The organism is Bradyrhizobium sp. SZCCHNR3119 (genome assembly GCF_032487775.1).
GTDB lineage: Bacteria > Pseudomonadota > Alphaproteobacteria > Rhizobiales > Xanthobacteraceae > Bradyrhizobium.
The window spans coordinates 4,193,869-4,213,527 of the sequence record NZ_JAUEUV010000001.1 but is presented as its reverse complement, the minus strand read 5'-3'; the positions used below and the strand labels follow the sequence as shown (position 1 = coordinate 4,213,527).

Here is a 19,659-nt window from a genome sequence, read left to right as displayed (position 1 = left end):
TCTTGTGTGGCACGACAGGAGGTGACCGTGATCCGACAAACATCGAACGCAGGCAACAAACGCTGGCCGCTGCTGCGCTCGCTGCGGGGCTGGAGCTTGAGCGCCCTGCCCGCCGACCTCGTCGCCGGGCTCACCCTGGCGGCGATCGCGATCCCCGAGCAGATGGCGACCAGCCGGCTCGGCGGCTTCGCGCCCGAGATCGGCTTCTTCGCCTTCATCGCAGGATCGCTCGGCTTCGCATTGTTCGGCGCCAACCGCTATCTGTCGTGCGGCGCGGATTCCACCATCACGCCGATCTTCGCCGGCGGCCTTGCGCTGCTCGCAACGAGCGGCACGCTGGATTATTTCGCGCTGGCGGCTGCGCTCGCGCTGCTGGTCGGGCTGATGCTGGCCTGCGCCGGCGCGTTCAAGCTCGGCGGCATCGCCGATCTGCTCTCCGTGCCGGTCACCGTCGGCTTTCTCGCGGGCATCGCGATCCACATCATCGTCTCGCAGCTGCCCGGGGTGCTCGGCGTCCCCTCGCCCGCCGGGCCGACGCTCGAACGCATCGCCGTGCTGGCCCGGCACGTCACGGACGCCAACCCGTTCACGATGACGATCGGCTTCGGGGTGGTCGCCATCGTCACGACATCGGAGATGATCAGCGTGCGGATTCCCGGCGCGCTGATCGCGCTGATGGCCGCCACCCTGCTGGTGATCGTGGCGCATCTGGAGGACAAGGGCGTGCACGTGGTCGGCGCGCTGTCCGGCAATCTGCCAACGCCGAAAATTCCGGAGATCGCTCCCGAGCAATGGGCGAAGCTGGTGCCGCTTAGCTTTCTGATCACCATTGTCGTGATGGTGCAGTCCGCGGCGACCTCGCGCGCGTTTCCGTCCGACTCAGACCAGCCGGCCGACATCGATCGCGATTTCATCGGCGCCGCCGCGGGCAGCCTGCTGGCCGGCCTGATCGGCGCCTTTCCCGTCAATGCAAGCCCACCGCGCACCGGCATCGTCGCCGAAACCGGCGGCCGCTCGCAATTGTCCGGCCTGGTCGCAGCCGCGCTCGTGCTGGCGCTGATCGGCTTCGGTGCGCGGCTGCTCGCCCATGTGCCCGAGGCTGCGCTCGGCGGCGTGCTCCTGTTCATCGCGCTGCGCATCATCCGCCTGTCGCAGATCCTGCGCATCTACCGGCAGTCGAAAGGCGAGTTCCTGCTGATCCTCGCGACCGCGGCTGCCATCGTCGTGCTGCCGATCGAACAGGGCGTGGCGCTCGGCATCGGCTTGTCGCTGTTGCACGGCATCTGGAGCACGACGCGCGCGCACCTCGTCCGGTTCGAACGCGTCCCGGGCACGACGATCTGGTGGCCGGCGCATCCGAGCATCAAGGGCGAAAGGTCGGCCGACGTAGCGGTGGTTGGCTTCCAGGCGCCGCTCAGCTTCCTGAATGCGACGACGTTCCGCGCCGGTGTTCAGCATCTGCTGCAGAACCAACAGCCGCGGCTGCTGGTGCTGGAAGCGAGCAGCATTCCCGAGATCGACTTCACGGCGGCACAGGCGCTGCTGGAGCTGATCAAGCTGTGCAACCGACAGGGCGTCAGCTTCGCGGTGGCGCGGCTGGAATCGTTGCGCGCCCAGGACGCGTTCGAACGCTTCGGCCTGTACGACGTGCTGCCGCGCGATCACATGTTCCACAGCGTCGATGAAGCCGTGCGCGCGCTCGCGCCGCCGGGCGGCTGATCTATGCCGCCGGCATGATCTTGCCGGGGTTGAAGATGTTCTGCGGATCGAGCGCCTGCTTCAGCGCGCGCATCGTGTCCAGCGCCTCGGGCCCGAGCTCGGCCTCCAGATATTTCTGCTTGCCTTGGCCGATGCCGTGCTCGCCTGTGCAGGTGCCGCCCATGCCTTGCGCGCGCTCCACCAGGCGATGCATGAACTCCTCGCCGCGCGCCATCTCCTCGGCGTCGTCGACATCGCACATCAAGGAGCAGTGGAAATTGCCGTCGCCGACATGGCCGACGATCGGCGAGGTCAAATTGAGGCGCTTGAGATCCTCTTCGGTCTCGGTGACGCAGTCGGCCAGCCGCGAGATCGGCACGCAGACGTCGGTCGCCACCACGCCGGCGCCGGGCCGGATCGCCTTCACCGACCAATAGGCGTCGTGCCGCGCCTGCCACAGCCTGGTGCGATCCTCCGGCCTGGTGGTCCAGGTGAACTCGCCGCCACCGCATTCGCGCGCGATCTCGCCGAAATTCCGCGACTGCTCCGCCACCTCGGCCTCGCTGCCGTGGAATTCGAGCAGCAAGAGCGGCGTTTCCGGCAGGCTCAGCTTCGAATAGGCGTTGCAGGCCTTCACCTGCGCGGCGTTCAGAAGTTCGATGCGTGCCACCGGAATGCCGGTCTGGATCGCCAGGATCGTGGCCTGGCAGGCGCCGCGCACGGTCTCGAAGGAGCAAGCCGCGGCCGCGATCGTCTCCGGAATTCCGCGCAGGCGAATGGTCAGCTCGGCGATGATGCCGAGGGTGCCTTCGGCGCCGATGAAGAGGTGAGTCAGATCGTAGCCGGCGGCGGATTTCTTGGCGCGCGTGCCGGTCTTGATGATCTCGCCGTCGCCGCGCACCACTTTCAGCGCCAGCACGTTCTCGCGGATGGTGCCGTAGCGCACCGCATTGGTGCCCGACGCGCGCGTGGAGGCCATGCCGCCGAGCGAGGCATCGGCGCCGGGATCGATCGGAAAGAACAGGCCCTGGTCGCGCAAATATTCGTTCAGCGCCTTGCGGGTGACGCCGGGTTGGATCACGCAGTCGAGATCCTCGGCATGGACCTCCAGCACCTTGTTCATGTCGCGCAGATCGATGCAGATGCCCCCCGCAGGTGCATTGACCTGGCCCTCGAGCGAGGTGCCGGTGCCGAACGGGATGATCGGCACGCCATGGCTTGCGCAAATCCGCACCACGTCCTGGATGTCGGCGGTCTCCTGCGCCAGCACCACGCCGTCCGGCGGCTGCGTCGGCAGCCAGGTCGTGGTATGGCCATGCTGCTCGCGCACGGCCTGCGAGGTGATGAGGCGGTTGCCGAAGCGCGCGGCAAGAGCGTCCAGCGCGTTCTTCAGCGCTTGCGGCTCGGGCCGTTTCAGGTCGTGATGGGGGATCGTCGTCGCCACTGTTTCCTCCGCGATTTGCGGCGGACCGTGACAAAGGACGACACAGGGGTCAAGGGAGCAAACGGAAGAGCCGATGAGCGATAATGCAGTGCCCACCACGCGAGGGACCGGGCCGTTCCTGTCCTCGGTGATGCAGATCGAGCCGCAATGGATCGACTACAACGGCCATCTCAACATGGCCTATTACAACGTGATGTTCGACCGCGCCATCGATCAACTCTGGGCTGCGCTCGGCATCGGCCCGGCCTATATGAACGACCGGCAGGGCTCGACCTTCACCGCGGAATGCCACGTGCGCTATTTGCGCGAGATCCACCTGGGCGATCCCGTGCAGATCGCGGTGTGGCTGATCGCCGCCGACGAAAAGCGCCTGCACACCTTCGAAGAGCTGCGCCACGCCGGCGAAGGCTGGCTCTCAGCCACCTCGGAGAACATGTCCGTCCATATCGACATGAGCAAGCGCAAGGTCGCGCCGTTTCCCGACGACATCCAGGCGCGCATCCAGGAGGTGGCACGCCAGCACGCGGCGCTGCCGCGCCCTGACGGGCTCGGCCGCGCCATCGGCATGCCGGTCAAGACATAGCGCTATGCCTGCGTGACCCAGGCCGGCAGCTTGTCGAACCAGGGCTGCGCCTGTTCGAGCTGATGCGCGAGCTGCAGCAGCCGTGTCTCGTCGCCGAGCCGGCCGACGAACTGCACGCCGAGCGGCAGGCCATCGGCCGTCCAGTGCAGGGGCACGCTCATCGCCGGCGTGCCGGTGAGATTGGCGAGCTGCGTGAACGGCACATATTGCAGGCTGTCGCGCGCGATCTTGTCGATGGTGCCGTCGAGCAGGCCGGCGCGGCCGAGCAATCCGAGCAGCCCGATGCGATCGAGCCAATCGAGCAGCGTCTGCTCTGCCGCGCTCGGATCGCCCTGGCCGTGCCGGACCGGCGGATGCGCGAGCGTCGGCGTCAACAACAGGTCGTAACGCTGATGGAAGCGCGCCAGCGCCCGCGCGAACTCGTTCCACTTCAACAGCTGCGTGGTCAGCGCGCCGGCGGAAATCGCGCCGCCGAGCGTGGCCAGCACCCGCGTCAGCAGCTCGAAATCCTGACGCTTTGCGCCTTTGGCGCGCGCATCGGCCACGAGGGCTGCGACCTGGCCGAAGTAGATGTGCAGGAAGGATTTCGCGAGCGCTGCGCCATCGATATCGGGCGAGGCTTCTTCGACCTCGTGGCCGAGATTGCTCAGGAGCTTCGCTGCATTCTCGACCGCCGCCTTCGCCTCCGCGTGAACCGCGGTGCCGATCGGCGAGGCCGCCGTGAAGCCGATGCGCAGGCGGCCGGGCTCGCGGCTCATCGCCTGTGCGAAGACGACGCCGGGCTCTGCGACGAGAAACGGATCGCCGGGCTCGGCTCCGGCGATGACGTCGAGCGCCGCCGCGGTGTCGCGCACGCTGCGCGAGATCACGCCTTCGCTTGCCGCACCATACCAATATTCGCCGAACGCCGGCCCGGCCGAGACCAAGCCGCGCGACGGCTTCAGGCCGAACAGGCCGCAGCAGGCGGCGGGAATGCGGATCGAGCCGCCGCCATCGCTGCCGGCCGCCATCGGCACCACGCCGGAGGCGACCGCCGCCGCGGCGCCACCGCTGGAGCCGCCCGGCGTGTGATCGCCATTCCAGGGATTGCAGGTCCGCCCGAACAGGCGGCTATCCGATACGCCCTTCAGCGCCAGCTCCGGCAGGTTGGTCTTGCCGAAGATCACGAAGCCCGCTTCGAGATAGCGCCGGACCACATGGGCATGCTCGGCGGCGACGAGGCCCGACAGCGCCTTGCTGCCATAGCTGGTCGGCAGGCCCGCATAATCCTGCGCGGCATCCTTGATCAGAAAGGGAACGCCCGTAAACGGTCCCTTGGACGGATTTGCGAACTGGGCTCGCGCCTAGCCCGCCATCATCAGGCAAATCGCGTTCGTTCGCGGCTGCGCCCGCTCGCTCTGCGCCAATGCGATCTGCAGAAGTTCTGCCGCCGAGGTTTCGCCGCGGTCGACGCATTCGGCGAGCGCGACGGCATCGCGCTGCACATATTCCGTGAACTTCACGTGGCCTCCCCCTCATCATCGTCTTGGTTCGTCGTCCCCGCCAGCGTCGGCTAACATTGCGGCCGCTGCCCATGGGGCAGCCGCGGCAGCGGCACAGACGCGGCGATGCGATGCGTACTTTGCGAAGATTGCCTGCAGTCCGTCGTATCACCGGACCGGTTTGAGTCGCACCTGCAAATCACCTGCGACGACTCCTCCCGCAAATCGGTGAACTCTTACCACGGAGGGTATCCCGGGAAGATTGTGATCTTATTGTGATTTGATTCAGATCATTCGGGCCGAGGTGAGACACAAGTTACGCTGCCGATCAGTTGTGTTGCGTTGAGTAGGATGAGAGTAGCTGTGGGCATCGCAAACCTCTTACGGAGGTCGCAAGGCTCGGAAGAGGAACCGTTCGTCAATCGCGTGACGACGGCCGACTACTTCATCCTATTGTCGCGCGCGATGGACAGCTTGCCGGACGCCAATCCCGCGCGCCGGGCCGAGTTCTATCAATCGGCGCGGGCCGCGTTGATCTCCCAGCTCAATTCAATGACGCCTCCGGTCTCGAAGGCCCGGATCAAGGCCGAACAGCGCGCCCTCGATGACGCGGTCGAGACCATCGAGGCGCGCGCCGCCGCAAGCGACGGCCCCCGATCGGACGCCGACGACACAGCAGCGCCGCTGCCGGCAGCCACAGCTCCGGACAATTCCACGCCAACAATCGAGCACGACGATATGGCCAAGAGTCAATTTCAATCCATGTTTTCCCCCCGTATTGTCGAGGAGAAGCCGATGTCACGGCTCGATGAAATCAACCGCGTTCTGCGCAAGCTGCAAAGCGACTCCTTCGGGGTCGAGGCGTGCGCGCTGATCTCGGAAGATGGATTGATGATCGCCAGCGTGCTCGCAGCCGACATGGAAGAGAGCCGCGTCGCCGGCATGACCGCGACGCTTCTCAGCCTTGGCGGACGCGCTTCGATGGAGCTCGGCCGCAGCCATCTGCAGGAGGTGATCATCCGCGGCGAGTCCGGCTATGCCGTTCTCGTCAGTGCCGGCCGCGGCGCCCTGCTGCTGGCATTGACCAACGAGAACAGCAAACTGGGGCTCACCTTCTTCGACATGCGCGAGGCAGTCCGCTCGCTGCAGAAGGTGCTCTAAGCCGGTCACATCAGTCAGGCCGGCGCGTGCTTCACATGGCGGCACCGGCGCGGAGTACGCGTTCATGCCCAATACCGTCCTGTACGACGACGGCGTTCACAAGAACATCCTGCTGGAAGACTTCGCCGCGGGCGATCTCGCGGTGCAGACCAACCAGCATCTGATCATTCACGACGGGGTCGGCATGATTCTCGATCCCGGCGGCCACAAGGTCTACGCCAAGGTGTTGTCGGAGACTTTCAGCCAGCTCTCCGGCGGCAAGCTGAAATATCTGTTCCTGTCGCACCAGGACCCGGACATCGTCGCGGCGATCAACGGCTGGCTGATGACCACCGATGCCGACGCCTATATCTCCTCGATCTGGACCCGGTTCGTTTCGCATTTCTGCTTCGACCACATGGTCCTCGACCGGATGAAGCCGATCCCGGACGAGGGCATGGTGTTCGATCTCGCCGGCAGCAAGCTGTATGCGCTGCCCGCGCATTTCCTGCACAGCGAAGGCAACTTCCAGCTCTACGATCCGATCTCGAAGATCCTCTACTCCGGCGACCTCGGCGCCTCCTTGGGAACGGACTACAGGGTGGTCCGCGATTTCCAGGCGCATGTGCAGTACATGGAAGGATTCCATCGGCGCTTCATCGCGTCCAACAAGGTGATGAAGGCCTGGGCAGACATGGTCCGGCCGCTCGATATCGAGATCATCGCCCCGCAGCACGGCGCGCTGTTCCCCACCGCAGCGATGAGCCGGCAGTTCATCGACTGGTGTGCGCAGCTCGAATGCGGCATCGACCTGATCACGCCGAAATTCAAGATTCCTGTTGGCTGAAGATGCTGGCTCCGCCTTCCATTGCCGGCCCGCCACCACCTGAAAGGCTGACCCAGCGCGTGCCGTTTCCCCGGCACGACGCCGGCGGCATCGATCCGTGTGCGGTCGCCGGCGAGGACGCCCCCGCCTGGCTCGCAATCGCCTTTGCGATCGCCGGCACGATGATCGCGATGGCGTCGGCAGAGCTCTCGCTGCAGAGCTTCAGCGCGCAGCTCCGCACAGCCACCGTGGCAACAGTGCCGGCCGAGCCGCCGCGGCCGCGGGTCAATCCGCCGGCTGAACGCCAGCCGGTCGCGCAGCAGGACATTCGACCTCCGGAGCCGCCTCGGCCGCCGCAACCGGCGGAAGCGCGTCCCGCACCTGCGACGGTGGCCGCTCAGGTTGCGCCAGAAACGCCTCCAGCGCCGGTTGTCGTGCCGGAGGCAAAGACGACGCTCAGTGTGACCGAGCCGCCTGCCCCGAAGCCGACGCCGACGGAATGTTTCCAGCCGCTGACGATCGCCTTCGATCGCAACAGTAGCCGGCCGGACCCGAGCGACATGCGGCGATCGCTGGAGGTGCTGCACCGCTGGCTGCCGCGGCATGGTGAGGCGACGGTGCTGATCGAAGGCCATTCCGACACGACCGGCACCGAGGACTACAATCTGCTGCTCAGCTATGCCCGTGCCAAGGCGATCGCGGGCGAGCTCAAGCGCGTCGGAGTTCCGGCCAAACAGATCGCGGTTCGTGCCGCCGGAGCGGGCGAAGCCCCGAGCGGCCGCGGCACGGGCTCTGCAAGCGAGCGCAGCGCCATCCTGCGCATGGCCGGGGTTGAGGAGTGCGGCCGACCTGAGGCGGCAGCGAAAAAACCATGACGATCTTTGCCATCGCGAGCGGCCTCGGCGCCGCTATTCTATTACTGAGCGCGGGCTATCTGTTCGGCGCCCGCAAGGGTGCAACGGCGCGCGACCTTCTGCGCCGGCAGGTGCAGCTTCAGGCCGCCAGCCTCGACCAGCTGCGCGAGCAGAGCCGGCAGAAGGTGACGGAGCAGGATGCAAATCTGCGAAATACGATCCAGGACGTGCTGGCCCCGCTGGTCGAACGTGAGCGCATCTCGCTAGACTTGGCGCAGCTTGCGAGCGAAGCCGGCGAGCGTCGCGAGCTGGTGCCGCTGCTCGACAAGATCGCCGAGGTCGGACGTTTCGAGACGGTCCTGCTGACCAATGAGGAGGGATTGCCGCTCGCGGCCAATTCCGCCGCACGTCACCAGGAGCGGCTCGCGGCCGCGGCGACACGGATGGCGCTGGTGGCGGAGAAGATCGCAGAGGCGCATGGCGCCGCGCCGCTCTCGGTCATGCTGCGCGATTCCTCCGATGCCACGACGCTGTGCCGGATTTTCCGCGTGCAGGACCAGAAGCTGACGCTGACCGCCCTGTCAAACGATTCGCGGCTCGCCTCGGTGGCGCTCGATCCGGCGGTGACGAAGATCGAGCTGGCACTCATGCCCGCCTGAGGTTCGCCAGCAGCGCTTGCGCGCAGCGCGAGCGAACGGGACCACGTCATCAACTCAAAGCAAAGAGCGCAGCACCTCCGCCGAGGCACTGCGCCCTTGACGCGACCTCACTGTCAGGGATGAGGCCGGACTACACGCGGCTGCGTCCGCGGGCCACGCCGACCACGGCGGACACCAGGAACAGCACGACGGCGATGAAGAAGATGATCTTGGCGATCTCGATCGACGCTCCGGCGACGCCGCCAAAGCCGAGAATGCCAGCGATCAATGCGATGACCAGGAAGGTGACAACCCAGCCTAACATGACGCGACCTCTATCTCTCGAAGCTGTCTTTCCAATTGCGGCCGGAGCGCTCCGACGCTGTGGCGTTGCCAGGACAATCCGCCCCTGGAACAATGGTTCCGGGCCCGGAAACGGCTAAAATTCGCCGGTCACTGGAACGAATCGGCGGTAGCAGGCGCAATCCCCGCATCGGCGGGCGCATTTAGGTCTGTAAAACGGGGACAGGCGGCCCCATATGGCCATCAATCCCTGCTATGAGGCTCCCCTTTGACGCTCCGCGGTGCCATCGTGGAGATGAGATTGATTCGCTGATGACCGAGCCGAATAAGCTGAGCCATTTTCCCGCGCCCGACCACCAGCCGCTCGCCGGCGGCATCGCGGCGCGCGCCCGTGCGGCTGCAACCGGCGGCCCGCGCTATCTCGCAGGGCTCAATCCGGAGCAGCGCGAGGCGGTGGAGACGCTGGACGGGCCGGTGCTGGTGCTCGCCGGAGCGGGCACCGGAAAGACGCGCGTCCTCACCACGCGCATCGCGCATATCCTGAGTCAGGGCCGGGCGCGTCCGAGCGAAATCCTCTCCGTGACCTTCACCAACAAGGCGGCGCGCGAGATGAAGGCGCGCCTTGCTGACATGCTCGGCCAGGCGGTCGAAGGCATGCCCTGGCTCGGCACCTTCCACTCGATCGCCGGCCGCATCCTGCGCAGCCATGCGGAACTGGTGCAGCTGAAATCCAATTTCACCGTGCTCGATGTCGATGACCAGATCCGGCTGTTGAAGCAGCTGTTGCAGGCCGAGAACATCGACGACAAGCGCTGGCCCGCGCGCATGCTGGCCGGCCTGATCGACGGCTGGAAGAACCGCGGCCTGATGCCGTCGCAGGTGCCCTCCGGCGAGGCCGCCGTGTTCGGCAACGGCAAGGGCGGCAAGCTGTATGCGAGCTATCAGGAGCGGCTGAAGATCCTCAACGCCGCCGATTTCGGCGATCTGCTGCTCGAGAACATCCGGCTGTTTCGCGAGAACCCGGACGTGCTGCGGCAGTATCAGACCCGCTTCAAGTTCATCCTGGTCGACGAATATCAGGACACCAACGTCGCGCAATATCTCTGGCTGCGGCTGCTGGCGCAGGCGCCGAGTCAGTCACGCGCAGTCACCCCATCCTCCGTCATTCCGGGGCGGCTCGAAGAGCCGAGCCCGGAATCTCGAACTGATGGGGACTCATCTCGAGATTCCGGGTTCGCACCTGGCGGCGCGCCCCGGAATGACGATGCCGCGCAGTCTCCCACGCCCCCCAAGAACATCTGCTGCGTCGGCGACGACGATCAGTCGATCTATGGCTGGCGTGGCGCCGAGGTCGACAACATCCTGCGCTTCGATCACGATTTCCCCGGTGCGAAGGTCATTCGGCTGGAGCGCAACTATCGCTCGACCGGCCATATCCTCGCCGCCGCTTCGCATCTGATCACCCATAATGAAGGCCGGCTCGGCAAGACCCTGCGCACCGAAGATGCCGAGGGCGAGAAGGTGACGGTCACCGGCGCCTGGGACTCCGAAGAGGAGGCCCGCGCGATCGGCGAGGAGATCGAGGATCTGCAGCGCAAGGGCGAGCATCTCAACGAGATCGCCATCCTGGTCCGCGCCTCCTATCAAATGCGCGAGTTCGAAGACCGCTTCGTCACCCTCGGCCTGCCCTATCGGGTGATCGGCGGCCCGCGCTTCTACGAACGTTCCGAAATCCGCGACGCGTTGGCTTACCTGCGCGTGATCAATTCGCCCGCCGACGACCTCGCCTTCGAACGCATCGTCAACGTGCCGAAGCGCGGGCTCGGCGATGCCACCGTGCAGATGCTGCACGACCATGCGCGCAAGCGCCGCATCCCGCTGTTCGAGGCAGCGCGCGCCGTGGTCGAGACCGACGAGCTGAAGCCGAAAGCGCGCGGAAGCTTACGTGGGCTCCTCCTGCAGTTCGACCGCTGGCGCAAGCAGAGCGAGGTCACGCCGCACACCCAGCTCGCCGAGATCGTGCTCGACGAGAGCGGCTATACCGAGATGTGGCAGAAGGACCGTTCGGCCGATGCCGCAGGGCGGCTCGACAACTTGAAAGAACTCGTCCGCTCGATGGAGGAGTTCGAGAACCTGCACGGCTTCCTCGAGCACATCTCGCTGGTGATGGACCGCGAGGGTGCCGCCGACGAACAAGCGGTGTCGCTGATGACGCTGCATTCGGCCAAGGGGCTGGAATTCGAGAACGTCTTCCTGCCGGGCTGGGAGGAAGGGCTGTTTCCGAGCCAGCGCACGCTCGACGAACAGGGCCGCGCCGGCCTGGAAGAGGAGCGCCGCCTCGCCCATGTCGGGCTGACGCGCGCGCGCCGCCGCGCCAAGATCTATTTCGCCACCAACCGCCGCATCCACGGCACCTGGACCACGACCATCCCCTCGCGCTTCCTCGACGAACTGCCGGCGGCGAGCGTCGAGATCACCGAATCGAAGGGCGGCTCGGGCTGGGGCGGCGCCGGCGGCTACGGGCCGTCGCGCTTCGACAATGTCGAGGCGTTCGGCTCGACCTATGCGACGCCGGGCTGGCAGCGCGCCCAGGCCCGCAATCGCGGCCCAAGCGGACGCGGCCCGGGTCAGGCGCAAAGTCAGGAGCGCGGCGGCTTCGAGGAAAGCCAGTCCCCCTTCGGCGGCCGCGATCCGTTCGGCGGCGGCTTCTCGTCACGCAACCGGCGCGGTCCGCTGACGATCGAGGGCGAACTGGTGGCGAAATCCACGGGCACGACCTCGGAATTCGCCCTGGACGACCGCGTCTTCCACCAGAAATTCGGCTATGGCCATGTGGTGAAGATCGACGGCAACAAGCTGACCATCGCCTTCGACAAGGCCGGCGAGAAGAAGGTCGTCGACAGTTTCGTGCAGCGGGCGTGACGAGACACATTGTGCAGCGTCCTGCCGCATGGACGCACAACTTCGCCCTTGTTGGGCCTTGACCGTGGCGGCCGCCATCGTATGAGATGCGGCCATGGTCCGGGGAGGCATCATTCCACTCATCGCAGCACTCGTCGTGCCGTCGCTTGCGGCGGCCGAGACGATGAGCTTTGGCGATGCAGCCGCAATGATCGCGGCGAACTGCGCGGCCGACATCACCACCAATTGCCGAGGCGTCAACCTCGATGCCTCGCGTCTGAAGGAGTGCCTGTCGCGCAACCGCGACGTCCTCTCTGCCCAATGCAGCGCGACCTATCCGAGCGCCTTCGACGCCATTCAAAAGCGGATCGGCGCACGGGTGGCCGTCGCCAATGCCTGCCAACGCGAAATCGTCAAGCTGTGCGGGGGCTCGACCAAGGAAACCAGCAAGTCTGTTCCCTGTCTGGTGACCAGCAACGGCGTCAACGCCCGCTGTCAGCAGGCCATCGGGGACGCGGGGTATCGCTGATGCGTCAGACCGCGAAAGCTGCGTTCGGCGCGGTCGTGATCCTGCTGCTGATCTGCGCGGCGTGGAGCCTGCCTGCACGCGCGCAGGAGGCGACGCGCGACGCCATCATCGGCCAGCTCGATCATCTGGACGCGGCCCCGACACTGGACCTGCCCGCCCTCAAGCAGCAGACCCAGGACCGCTCGAAATCGCGCGGCCGCAACGAGCCGCCGCCACAAAAGCGGCCGCCGATCGCGCCTGAATTGATGAACCTGCCGACGTTCAATGTGGATATCGCCTTCGACGTCGACACGCCGATCGTGAAGCCGGAATCCTACCAGACCGTGGGGCGCATTGCGGACGCGATGGTGCATTCCTCGCTGCTGCCCTACAACTTCCTGATCGTCGGCCACGTCGAGGCGAACGGCAAGCGCGAGGCCAACGTGATCTTGAGCCAGCGCCGGGCAGACGCCATTCGCGACATCCTCGTCAACACCTTCAAGATTTCCGCCAAGCGACTGCAATCGATCGGGCTCGGCGAGGAGCAGTTGCTCGATCCGACGCGTCCGACCGCGCCGGTCAACCAGCAGATCCAGATCATCACGATCGCCAAGGCTGAAGAAAACACAGCGCCGGCGGTCCCTGCCGAGCCCAAGAATGATGCGAAGGGCGGCACCAAGGCTGGAAAGAGCGCCAAGACTGACGGGCTGCGAAGCCATCGCAGATAATTCGCGACGCGCTCTTGAAGCTGGCACACGGACTGCGCGACGATTTCTGTGCGATGCGAGAATTGAAACGCAGTTGAAACAAGACCATCGGTAAAATGCCGTGTTCATGTCGCGGTGGACCCGGGTTTCCCGCCCGCAGCAGGAGTCCGGCTCCCGAATCCGCAGCTTCAAAATCGTACTGAAATCAGGGATTTGCTACCATCTCTGCGTTGGCCGGAGCATGCACTGGAGCCGGGACTCGGCATGTCCTTCAGCCTCAGACATGCCGCACCGGACCTGGAACCCGCATTCGCCGGTCTGCACCAGAGGCCAGCGCGACAAAATAGCCGGTTGAGGAGCGGCGATTCGCGGTTTGTCGATGTTGCCTCTTGATGGTATAGGCCCATCTTTGCGGCCGTCGATTGCGCGGCATCGATGTCATCATTGACGAGCGAGTCCGACATGAACGCCTTGTTCCGACGCCAGATGATCGATTACGTCGAGTACCACCGAGATCCCCGCAACGCCCTGATGCATGTCTGCGGCATCCTTCTCCTGTTCACGGGTGCCGTCCTGCCACTCAGCCTGTGGCATTTCGATGTGTTGGGCTTGAGAATCAGCCTCGGCGCCGTGCTGGCGCTGCCGGTTTTCGCCTACTGGCTCCTGCTCGATGCTGCGCTCGGCGCCGGCATTCTCGCCTTCGCGGTCCTGCTCCTTGCTGTGGCCATGATGATTGCGGATCACGTCCACGGAACGGCCCTATGGATCCTGTTTGCCGGACTTGTGATCCTTGGTTTCGTGTCCCAGACGGTCGGTCACAAGGTCTTCGAGCGGAACAATCCTTCGCTGCTGGACCACCCGGCCCATCTGTTTCTCGGACCGATGTTTGTGATGGCGAAATTGTACATGGCGTTTGGTTTCCGACCTTCCGTGGCAGACCTCATCGCGCCCACCTGGTCAGCGGATCAGAGCGCATCGGACCGGCTTCAAGGCGATCAGCACTCACATTCCTAAATGAAAGTCCTCGTCACCGGCGGTAGCGGCTTCATCGGACACCACCTCGTCTCCGCCCTCGTCGCGCGGAACGTGGACGTGCGCGTGCTCGATATCCGTTGCCCCACGCATATGACCGCCGAAGTCCAGTATCTCGAGGGCTCGGTGCTCGATGCGGCCGCCGTGCGCGAGGCCGTCAACGGCGTCGATCAGGTTTACCACCTCGCCGGCCTGCCCGGGATGTGGATGCCCGATCGCGAGGATTTCCACCGCGTCAACTGTATCGGCACGGAAACCGTGCTGGCGGCCGCGCGCAATGCCAATGTGCGGCGGTTCCTGCACTGCTCGACCGAATCGATCCTGTTCGACTATCCGGGCACCCAGGGCGCCGCGACCGCCCTGACCGCGCCGCCCGCCGCGGCCATGCCGGGCGCCTATACGCGCTCCAAGGCGCTCGCCGAACAGCGCGCGATGCAGGCCGCAGCCGAGGGATTCCCGGTCGTGATCGGCACGCCGACCATGCCGATCGGACCGCATGACAGCAACCTGACCCCGCCCTCGCAGATGCTGCGCCATTTCCTCGACAGCCGGGTCCAGCTCTATCTCGACTTCATCGTCAATCTGGTCGATGTCCGCGACGTCGCCGCAGGCCTGATCCTGGCGATGGAACGCGGCAGGATCGGCGGCCGCTACGTGTTCGGCGGCGAAAGCCTGCGGCTCAGCCGGATTCTCGACCTGGTCGCGGCGATCAGCGGTCGCAAGCATCTGGCGATCCCGGTGCCGGGCAAGCTCGCCGAAGTCTCCGCATGGCTGCTGGAATTCATCTCCGATCAGGTGACGCGGCGCGCCCCCTCCGGCACCGCCGAAGGCGTACGGATCGCGCTTTATGCCTCGGACCTGTCGATCGACCGCGCCCGGCGGGAACTCGGCTATACGCCCCGCCCGATCGAACCGACCTTGCGGGAGACCATCGCCTTCCTGCTCGCCGCCGAACAAGGCAGCGGACTCGAGGTCAAACAACACCCTTTTCGTACGGCGGCCGAATAGGTAAGAGCGGCCGCATCTAAATCGAAATAACGGTTTCAGGACATGTCCGGCGAGTTCAGCCACGTCATTACGTTCGCGTTCAGCGGGTGGACCACCACTTGGCCGACCTCCCTGCTTGCCACCATCTGGCTGATCTGGCTGGCGAGCTGGGTCGGTGCCTCGTTCTGGTCGGGCCAGACCCGTAAGCATGTCGCCACGCTGCATGCGAGCCGCTACCACATCCTGATCGTGGCCGGCGGCATCCTGTTCACGCCGTGGACGTCGCGCGTGCTCGGCGAGAAGCCGATCTGGAACCCCGGCACGACGGGCGTCTACCTGCTGACAATCGTCACCTTGGCAGGGATCGCCTTCACCTGGTGGGCGCGGATCCATCTCGGCCGCTTCTGGTCGAACGCGATCACCCACAAGGAAGGCCATAAGGTCATCGATACCGGGCCTTACGGCATGGTACGCCACCCGATCTATACCGGGCTCATCCTCGGCATGCTGGCGACGGGTATCGCGGTCGGCACGATCTCCGCGATCCTGGGGGCGATCCTGATCTCGCTCGGCATGAGCCTGAAGGCCAAGATGGAAGAGGTCTTCCTCTCCGCCGAGCTCGGCCCGGATTACACGGCCTATCGCCGCCGGGTGCCGATGATCATCCCATTCTTGCCGGCCGGCTGAGCCGGAGCGGGCGCCGCGTCGGCGCCCTGCTGGCCCTGCGCCGCACTGATTGGGGTCGGCAAAAGATGCCGCGGGATCACGATGCGCTCGCCCGGAACCAGCGGCGTGCCGCCCGCTCCGGGATTGGCCTGCTGCACTGCCCACAGCGGCAGACCATAATTCGTCGCAATCTGCTCCAACGTGTCGCCCGGCCGTACCGTCAGCGGAGTGCCGCTATCCCATAGCTCCACCGACACGCTGGGCGGCACCAGGTAGCGCAGCGGCACGGGATCGGGGTCCGCCGTCGCCGAGATCTGATTGAGCTGGCTGATCATGTTGACCAGCTGCGCGTGGACATCATTCATCTTGTCGATGTTGATATGCGTGACCTCGTCATGATCCTTCATGTCGTAGCTCGCATAATGGCCGTGATAGCCCGACTGCGGCTTCACATCGCCGCCACCCAGCACATTGTCCGACAGGAAGATGTTGAAGAAGCGCTCCACGTTGGGCGGCACGTCCTTGGTCGCATGCGCGGGATCGATCGTCACCACCAGGCTGACCGGAATATGCTCCTCCTGCAGTGCGATCGCGATCCGCACGCTGCACAGGCCGCCCATCGAGTGGCCGATCAGGACGATCGGGGCGGGCTCGGCACGGTAGCTCTTGGCGACCTGAAGAGCGATGAAATCGCACAGCGTGAATTCGTAGACGCTGGCCCAGAAGCCGGCCTTTTCGATCTTTTCGGCCAGACGATCCATGCCGGTGGAGAAGATCGGCCCCAGGGCGCCGCGAAACAGATAGACCTTCGGCGGGAATTGCGGGGCCGCCGGCGCGGTGTCGGCGGGGACGACGGCCGCAGGTGCCGCCGCAACGGCCGCGCGTGCGGCCGGCTTGCCGCCGGTCGCCACGGGAGAGGCCGGACCGGCGAGGCATGCCGTCGGCGTGAGCGCTGCGACATCGGCGAGCAGCAATGCCCCGACCAGCCAAATGGCCGCCTTGCAGGCGCGAAGCTTCACGGAATTCTTGGAAGTTGGTCGTCCCAGACCGATCATGGGCGCCGTCCTGCAACATTAAACGCAGGGCGAATGGTATCGCCTTGCGCCGCCGCTTGTCGCCCTGGAATCAGCACAATTTGAGGCGCGCCCGGGCCCCAGGCCCGAACGGAACAGCCCAATACCTCAGTTGCGGGCGCCGACCGCGCTCGCCGCGCGCTGCGGACGACCGACGGTCGTGGGCTGGGGCCGCCCACCCTTGCCGCTGAACACCACCGAATCGATCGCCCCGATCACCTTCTGCTGCATGATCAGGTTCTTATCGATCGTGATGTGGCCGACGCCAGGCACCGCTTCGACGTCGACATTTTCCAGCTTGCCCCGGAAACCATCGTCACGGCGGACCGGCTCGCCGGCACCATTGGCGATGTAGAAGTTGATGTACCGCTCGGCATTGCCCGCGGCCAGCTTGGTCTTGAATACCGAATCTAGCCCGATCGCCAGCTTCACCGGCACGCCGAGCTGGCCAAGCTTGGCGATCATGTCCGGCAGCGCCGTGGCACCTGAGGAGTGCCCGACCAGGATGACCGTCTTGATCCGGCCGGAACGGTAACCCGCCGCCGCCTCGTCGGCCAGCGAGGACCAGGACACGAAATTGGCGACGGTCACGGGGATGCCCTGGGATTCCAGCTTGGCGGCGATGTCGTCGAGCCCGAGCGAGAAGATGTTGAGCACGCCGCGCAGCAGATAGACGTGGGTCGTGCTGGCCGGATTCACGGGCGCCGTCGGCGCAGCCCGCGCCGAGACGCCGCCGAGCGGCAGCAGCAACAGCAACGCAAGCGCACCCGCGCTCAACCAGCGGACAACCGGAACAATCCCAGCACCCGTTCCCATGGTGCGGCTTCGTAGCGTCATCGATGGCCTCCGCGGCGAATAAGGCGAATAAAATGTCGCGACGGCGCGACCGTAGTCCCGCAACGCTCGCAGACGCAACACGGACGAACCTGCCAAGCCATGTTACCGCCGAATCGTGTCGCACTTGCAACACATCATCGCTTTCAGCCTTTAAAAAACCCCGAAAGCGACCGAATTGCGCGGCGGCTCGCGATTGCGTGCGACCCGCTGCCTTCCTATCTGTCGCCTGCCCTTCGGCAGTTGCCCGACCGCCGCCCGTTTGCCTGCCGTCCCCTCCCAATCCAGCCCCATCTTATGGCCCCTGTCATTTCCGTTTCAGGTCTGACGAAGACCTACGCATCCGGCTTCACCGCGCTGAAGAAGATCGATCTCGAGATCCAGCGCGGCGAAATCTTTGCGCTGCTCGGCCCCAACGGGGCGGGCAAGACCACGCTGATCAGCATCATCTGCGGCATCGCCAATCCGAGCGCCGGCAAGGTCACGGTCGGCGGCCACGATATCATCAGCGATTATCGGGCCGCCCGTTCGCAGATCGGGCTGGTGCCGCAGGAGTTGCACACCGATTCGTTCGAGAGCGTTTGGGGAACCGTCAGCTTCAGCCGCGGCCTGTTCGGCAAGCCGAAGGATCCGGCGCTGGTCGAGAAGATCCTGAAGGACCTCTCGCTGTGGGACAAGAAGGACTCCAAGATCATCACGCTGTCGGGCGGGATGAAGCGGCGCGTGATGATCGCCAAGGCGCTCGCGCACGAGCCGCAGGTGCTGTTCCTGGACGAGCCGACCGCAGGCGTCGACGTCGAGCTGCGCAAGGGCATGTGGGATGTCGTGCGCGAACTCCGCGCCAACGGCGTCACCATCATCCTGACCACGCATTACATCGAGGAAGCCGAGGAGATGGCGGACCGCGTCGGCGTCATCAACAAGGGCGAGATCATCCTGGTCGAGGACAAGGCCGATCTGATGCAGAAGCTCGGCCAGAAGCGCCTGACGCTGTATCTGCAGCACAAGATCGATGCCGTGCCGAACGCTTTGAGCGCCTACCAGCTCGCGCTGTCCGACGACGGCTGGCGCTTGAGCTATGATTACGATGCGAAGGGCGAGCGCACCGGCATCACCAGCCTGCTCGGCGATCTCAGGACCGCCGGCATCCGTTTCGTCGATCTCGAGACCGAGCAATCGTCGCTCGAGGACATTTTCGTCAGTTTGGTGCGGCAATGAATTTCCGGGCAATCGGCGCGATCTACAAGTTCGAGATGGCGCGCACCTGGCGCACGCTCCTGCAGAGCATCGTCTCGCCGGTGGTATCCACCTCGCTCTATTTCGTGGTGTTCGGGGCTGCGATCGGCTCGCGCATCAGCCATGTCGAAGGCGTGAGCTATGGCACCTTCATCGTGCCAGGGCTGGTGATGCTGTCGGTGCTGACGCAGAGCATCGCCAATGCCTCGTTCGGGATCTACTTCCCGAAATTCATCGGCACGATCTATGAGATCCTCTCCGCGCCGATCTCCCATTTCGAGATCGTGCTCGGCTATGTCGGCGCGGCCGCCACCAAATCGATCATTCTCGGCCTGATCATCCTGGCGACCGCCGCCCTGTTCGTACCGCTGCAGATTCATCATCCGGTGTGGATGCTGATCTTCCTGGTGCTGACCGCCGTCACCTTCAGCCTGTTCGGCTTCATTATCGGCATCTGGGCGGATGGCTTCGAGAAGCTGCAGATGATCCCGATGCTGGTGGTGACGCCGCTGACCTTCCTCGGCGGCAGCTTCTACTCCGTCAACATGCTGCCGCCGACCTGGCGCTCGATCGCCCTGCTCAATCCGGTGGTCTATCTGATCTCCGGCTTCCGCTGGAGCTTCTACGAGATCGCCGACGTCAACGTCGTCGTCAGCATCGTCATGACGCTGACCTTCCTCGCCATCTGCATGGCGCTGGTGTGGTGGATCTTCAAGACCGGTTACCGGCTCAAGCGCTGAGCCGCGAC

General features: G+C 65.2%; 18 protein-coding genes and 1 pseudogene. 14 read left to right on the top strand and 5 right to left on the bottom strand.

What is annotated here, in order from left to right; translation table 11 throughout:
• Positions 1–27 precede the first annotated feature (27 nt).
• Positions 28–1,719 (top strand): SulP family inorganic anion transporter, encoded by a 1,692-nt coding sequence (locus tag QX034_RS19405; RefSeq protein ID WP_316195689.1) that lies wholly within the window; start codon positions 28–30, stop codon positions 1,717–1,719.
• A gap of 1 nt (position 1,720) precedes the next feature.
• Here QX034_RS19405 and QX034_RS19400 read toward each other — a convergent pair whose 3' ends face one another.
• Entirely contained in the window at positions 1,721–3,142 is a 1,422-nt protein-coding gene (locus QX034_RS19400; RefSeq protein WP_315700914.1) for an FAD-binding oxidoreductase, read from the bottom strand.
• 73 nt (positions 3,143–3,215) lie between these two features.
• On the opposite strand from QX034_RS19400, the gene QX034_RS19395 reads away from it, so the two are divergent.
• Complete coding sequence (locus QX034_RS19395) at positions 3,216–3,725, top strand: thioesterase family protein (protein WP_315700915.1); 510 nt, start codon at positions 3,216–3,218, stop codon at positions 3,723–3,725.
• A gap of 2 nt (positions 3,726–3,727) precedes the next feature.
• On the opposite strand, the pseudogene QX034_RS19390 reads toward QX034_RS19395, so the two are convergent.
• A pseudogene (locus QX034_RS19390) lies at positions 3,728–5,227 on the bottom strand (amidase).
• Between the two features lie 342 nt (positions 5,228–5,569).
• Between QX034_RS19390 and QX034_RS19385 the strand changes: the two are divergent.
• From QX034_RS19385 to QX034_RS19370, 4 genes are all read left to right on the top strand, one after another.
• Positions 5,570–6,367: a roadblock/LC7 domain-containing protein gene (locus QX034_RS19385; protein ID WP_315700917.1), complete on the top strand. Its 798-nt coding sequence runs from the start codon at positions 5,570–5,572 to the stop codon at positions 6,365–6,367.
• Positions 6,368–6,431: 64 nt separating this feature from the next.
• Positions 6,432–7,193 carry an MBL fold metallo-hydrolase gene (locus QX034_RS19380; protein ID WP_315700918.1) on the top strand — a complete coding sequence of 254 codons (762 nt, stop codon included), beginning with the start codon at positions 6,432–6,434 and terminating at the stop codon, positions 7,191–7,193.
• Positions 7,194–7,195: 2 nt separating this feature from the next.
• On the top strand, positions 7,196–8,047 hold the full coding sequence (locus tag QX034_RS19375) for an OmpA family protein (protein ID WP_315700919.1): 852 nt from the start codon (positions 7,196–7,198) through the stop codon (positions 8,045–8,047).
• Positions 8,044–8,685: a hypothetical protein gene (locus tag QX034_RS19370; protein ID WP_315700920.1), complete on the top strand. Its 642-nt coding sequence runs from the start codon at positions 8,044–8,046 to the stop codon at positions 8,683–8,685. The genes QX034_RS19375 and QX034_RS19370 overlap by 4 nt, the downstream gene beginning before the upstream one ends.
• A gap of 130 nt (positions 8,686–8,815) precedes the next feature.
• On the opposite strand, the gene QX034_RS19365 is transcribed toward QX034_RS19370, so the two are convergent.
• Positions 8,816–8,989 carry a DUF1328 domain-containing protein gene (locus QX034_RS19365; protein WP_315700921.1) on the bottom strand — a complete coding sequence of 58 codons (174 nt, stop codon included), beginning with the start codon at positions 8,987–8,989 and terminating at the stop codon, positions 8,816–8,818.
• Between the two features lie 290 nt (positions 8,990–9,279).
• Between QX034_RS19365 and QX034_RS19360 the strand changes: the two genes are divergently transcribed.
• The 6 genes from QX034_RS19360 (at position 9,280) to QX034_RS19335 (ending at position 15,789) form a co-directional block, all read left to right on the top strand.
• Positions 9,280–11,889, top strand: a complete 2,610-nt coding sequence (locus tag QX034_RS19360; RefSeq protein WP_315700922.1) for an ATP-dependent helicase — start codon at positions 9,280–9,282, stop codon at positions 11,887–11,889.
• A 94-nt stretch (positions 11,890–11,983) separates the two neighbouring features.
• Positions 11,984–12,397: a hypothetical protein gene (locus QX034_RS19355; protein WP_315700923.1), complete on the top strand. Its 414-nt coding sequence runs from the start codon at positions 11,984–11,986 to the stop codon at positions 12,395–12,397.
• The gene (locus tag QX034_RS19350) at positions 12,397–13,104 is read left to right on the top strand and encodes an OmpA family protein (protein ID WP_315700924.1); all 708 of its coding nucleotides are present in this window, start codon (positions 12,397–12,399) and stop codon (positions 13,102–13,104) included. Before QX034_RS19355 ends, QX034_RS19350 begins: the two co-directional genes overlap by 1 nt.
• A gap of 441 nt (positions 13,105–13,545) precedes the next feature.
• Complete coding sequence (locus QX034_RS19345) at positions 13,546–14,097, top strand: DUF962 domain-containing protein (RefSeq protein WP_315700925.1); 552 nt, start codon at positions 13,546–13,548, stop codon at positions 14,095–14,097.
• The gene (locus QX034_RS19340; protein WP_315700926.1) at positions 14,098–15,123 is read left to right on the top strand and encodes an NAD-dependent epimerase/dehydratase family protein; all 1,026 of its coding nucleotides are present in this window, start codon (positions 14,098–14,100) and stop codon (positions 15,121–15,123) included.
• A gap of 42 nt (positions 15,124–15,165) precedes the next feature.
• Positions 15,166–15,789 (top strand): isoprenylcysteine carboxylmethyltransferase family protein, encoded by a 624-nt coding sequence (locus QX034_RS19335; RefSeq protein WP_315700927.1) that lies wholly within the window; start codon positions 15,166–15,168, stop codon positions 15,787–15,789.
• Here QX034_RS19335 and QX034_RS19330 read toward each other — a convergent pair.
• Together QX034_RS19330 and QX034_RS19325 are read right to left on the bottom strand one after the other, a co-directional pair.
• Positions 15,741–16,823 carry a LysM peptidoglycan-binding domain-containing protein gene (locus tag QX034_RS19330; RefSeq protein WP_315700928.1) on the bottom strand — a complete coding sequence of 361 codons (1,083 nt, stop codon included), beginning with the start codon at positions 16,821–16,823 and terminating at the stop codon, positions 15,741–15,743. The genes QX034_RS19335 and QX034_RS19330 overlap by 49 nt on opposite strands.
• 126 nt (positions 16,824–16,949) lie before the next feature.
• Positions 16,950–17,678 carry a hypothetical protein gene (locus QX034_RS19325; protein WP_315700929.1) on the bottom strand — a complete coding sequence of 243 codons (729 nt, stop codon included), beginning with the start codon at positions 17,676–17,678 and terminating at the stop codon, positions 16,950–16,952.
• Positions 17,679–17,972: 294 nt separating this feature from the next.
• On the opposite strand from QX034_RS19325, the gene QX034_RS19320 reads away from it, so the two are divergent.
• Together QX034_RS19320 and QX034_RS19315 are read left to right on the top strand one after the other, a co-directional pair.
• A complete protein-coding gene (locus tag QX034_RS19320) occupies positions 17,973–18,893 on the top strand; it encodes an ABC transporter ATP-binding protein (protein ID WP_315700930.1) in 921 nt (306 codons plus the stop codon).
• A complete protein-coding gene (locus QX034_RS19315) occupies positions 18,890–19,651 on the top strand; it encodes an ABC transporter permease (RefSeq protein ID WP_315700931.1) in 762 nt (253 codons plus the stop codon). Before QX034_RS19320 ends, QX034_RS19315 begins: the two co-directional genes overlap by 4 nt.
• The last annotated feature ends 8 nt before the right edge of the window (positions 19,652–19,659 follow it).

Coding starts and splice junctions, on each gene's coding strand:
- QX034_RS19395 (WP_315700915.1), top strand. CDS start 3,216: ATGAGCGATAATGCAGTGCCCACCACGCGAGGGACCGGGCCGTTCCTG.
- QX034_RS19380 (WP_315700918.1), top strand. CDS start 6,432: ATGCCCAATACCGTCCTGTACGACGACGGCGTTCACAAGAACATCCTG.
- QX034_RS19375 (WP_315700919.1), top strand. CDS start 7,196: ATGCTGGCTCCGCCTTCCATTGCCGGCCCGCCACCACCTGAAAGGCTG.
- QX034_RS19370 (WP_315700920.1), top strand. CDS start 8,044: ATGACGATCTTTGCCATCGCGAGCGGCCTCGGCGCCGCTATTCTATTA.
- QX034_RS19365 (WP_315700921.1), bottom strand. CDS start 8,989: ATGTTAGGCTGGGTTGTCACCTTCCTGGTCATCGCATTGATCGCTGGC.
- QX034_RS19360 (WP_315700922.1), top strand. CDS start 9,280: ATGACCGAGCCGAATAAGCTGAGCCATTTTCCCGCGCCCGACCACCAG.
- QX034_RS19355 (WP_315700923.1), top strand. CDS start 11,984: ATGGTCCGGGGAGGCATCATTCCACTCATCGCAGCACTCGTCGTGCCG.
- QX034_RS19350 (WP_315700924.1), top strand. CDS start 12,397: ATGCGTCAGACCGCGAAAGCTGCGTTCGGCGCGGTCGTGATCCTGCTG.
- QX034_RS19345 (WP_315700925.1), top strand. CDS start 13,546: ATGAACGCCTTGTTCCGACGCCAGATGATCGATTACGTCGAGTACCAC.
- QX034_RS19340 (WP_315700926.1), top strand. CDS start 14,098: ATGAAAGTCCTCGTCACCGGCGGTAGCGGCTTCATCGGACACCACCTC.
- QX034_RS19335 (WP_315700927.1), top strand. CDS start 15,166: ATGTCCGGCGAGTTCAGCCACGTCATTACGTTCGCGTTCAGCGGGTGG.
- QX034_RS19330 (WP_315700928.1), bottom strand. CDS start 16,823: ATGATCGGTCTGGGACGACCAACTTCCAAGAATTCCGTGAAGCTTCGC.
- QX034_RS19325 (WP_315700929.1), bottom strand. CDS start 17,678: ATGACGCTACGAAGCCGCACCATGGGAACGGGTGCTGGGATTGTTCCG.
- QX034_RS19320 (WP_315700930.1), top strand. CDS start 17,973: ATGGCCCCTGTCATTTCCGTTTCAGGTCTGACGAAGACCTACGCATCC.
- QX034_RS19315 (WP_315700931.1), top strand. CDS start 18,890: ATGAATTTCCGGGCAATCGGCGCGATCTACAAGTTCGAGATGGCGCGC.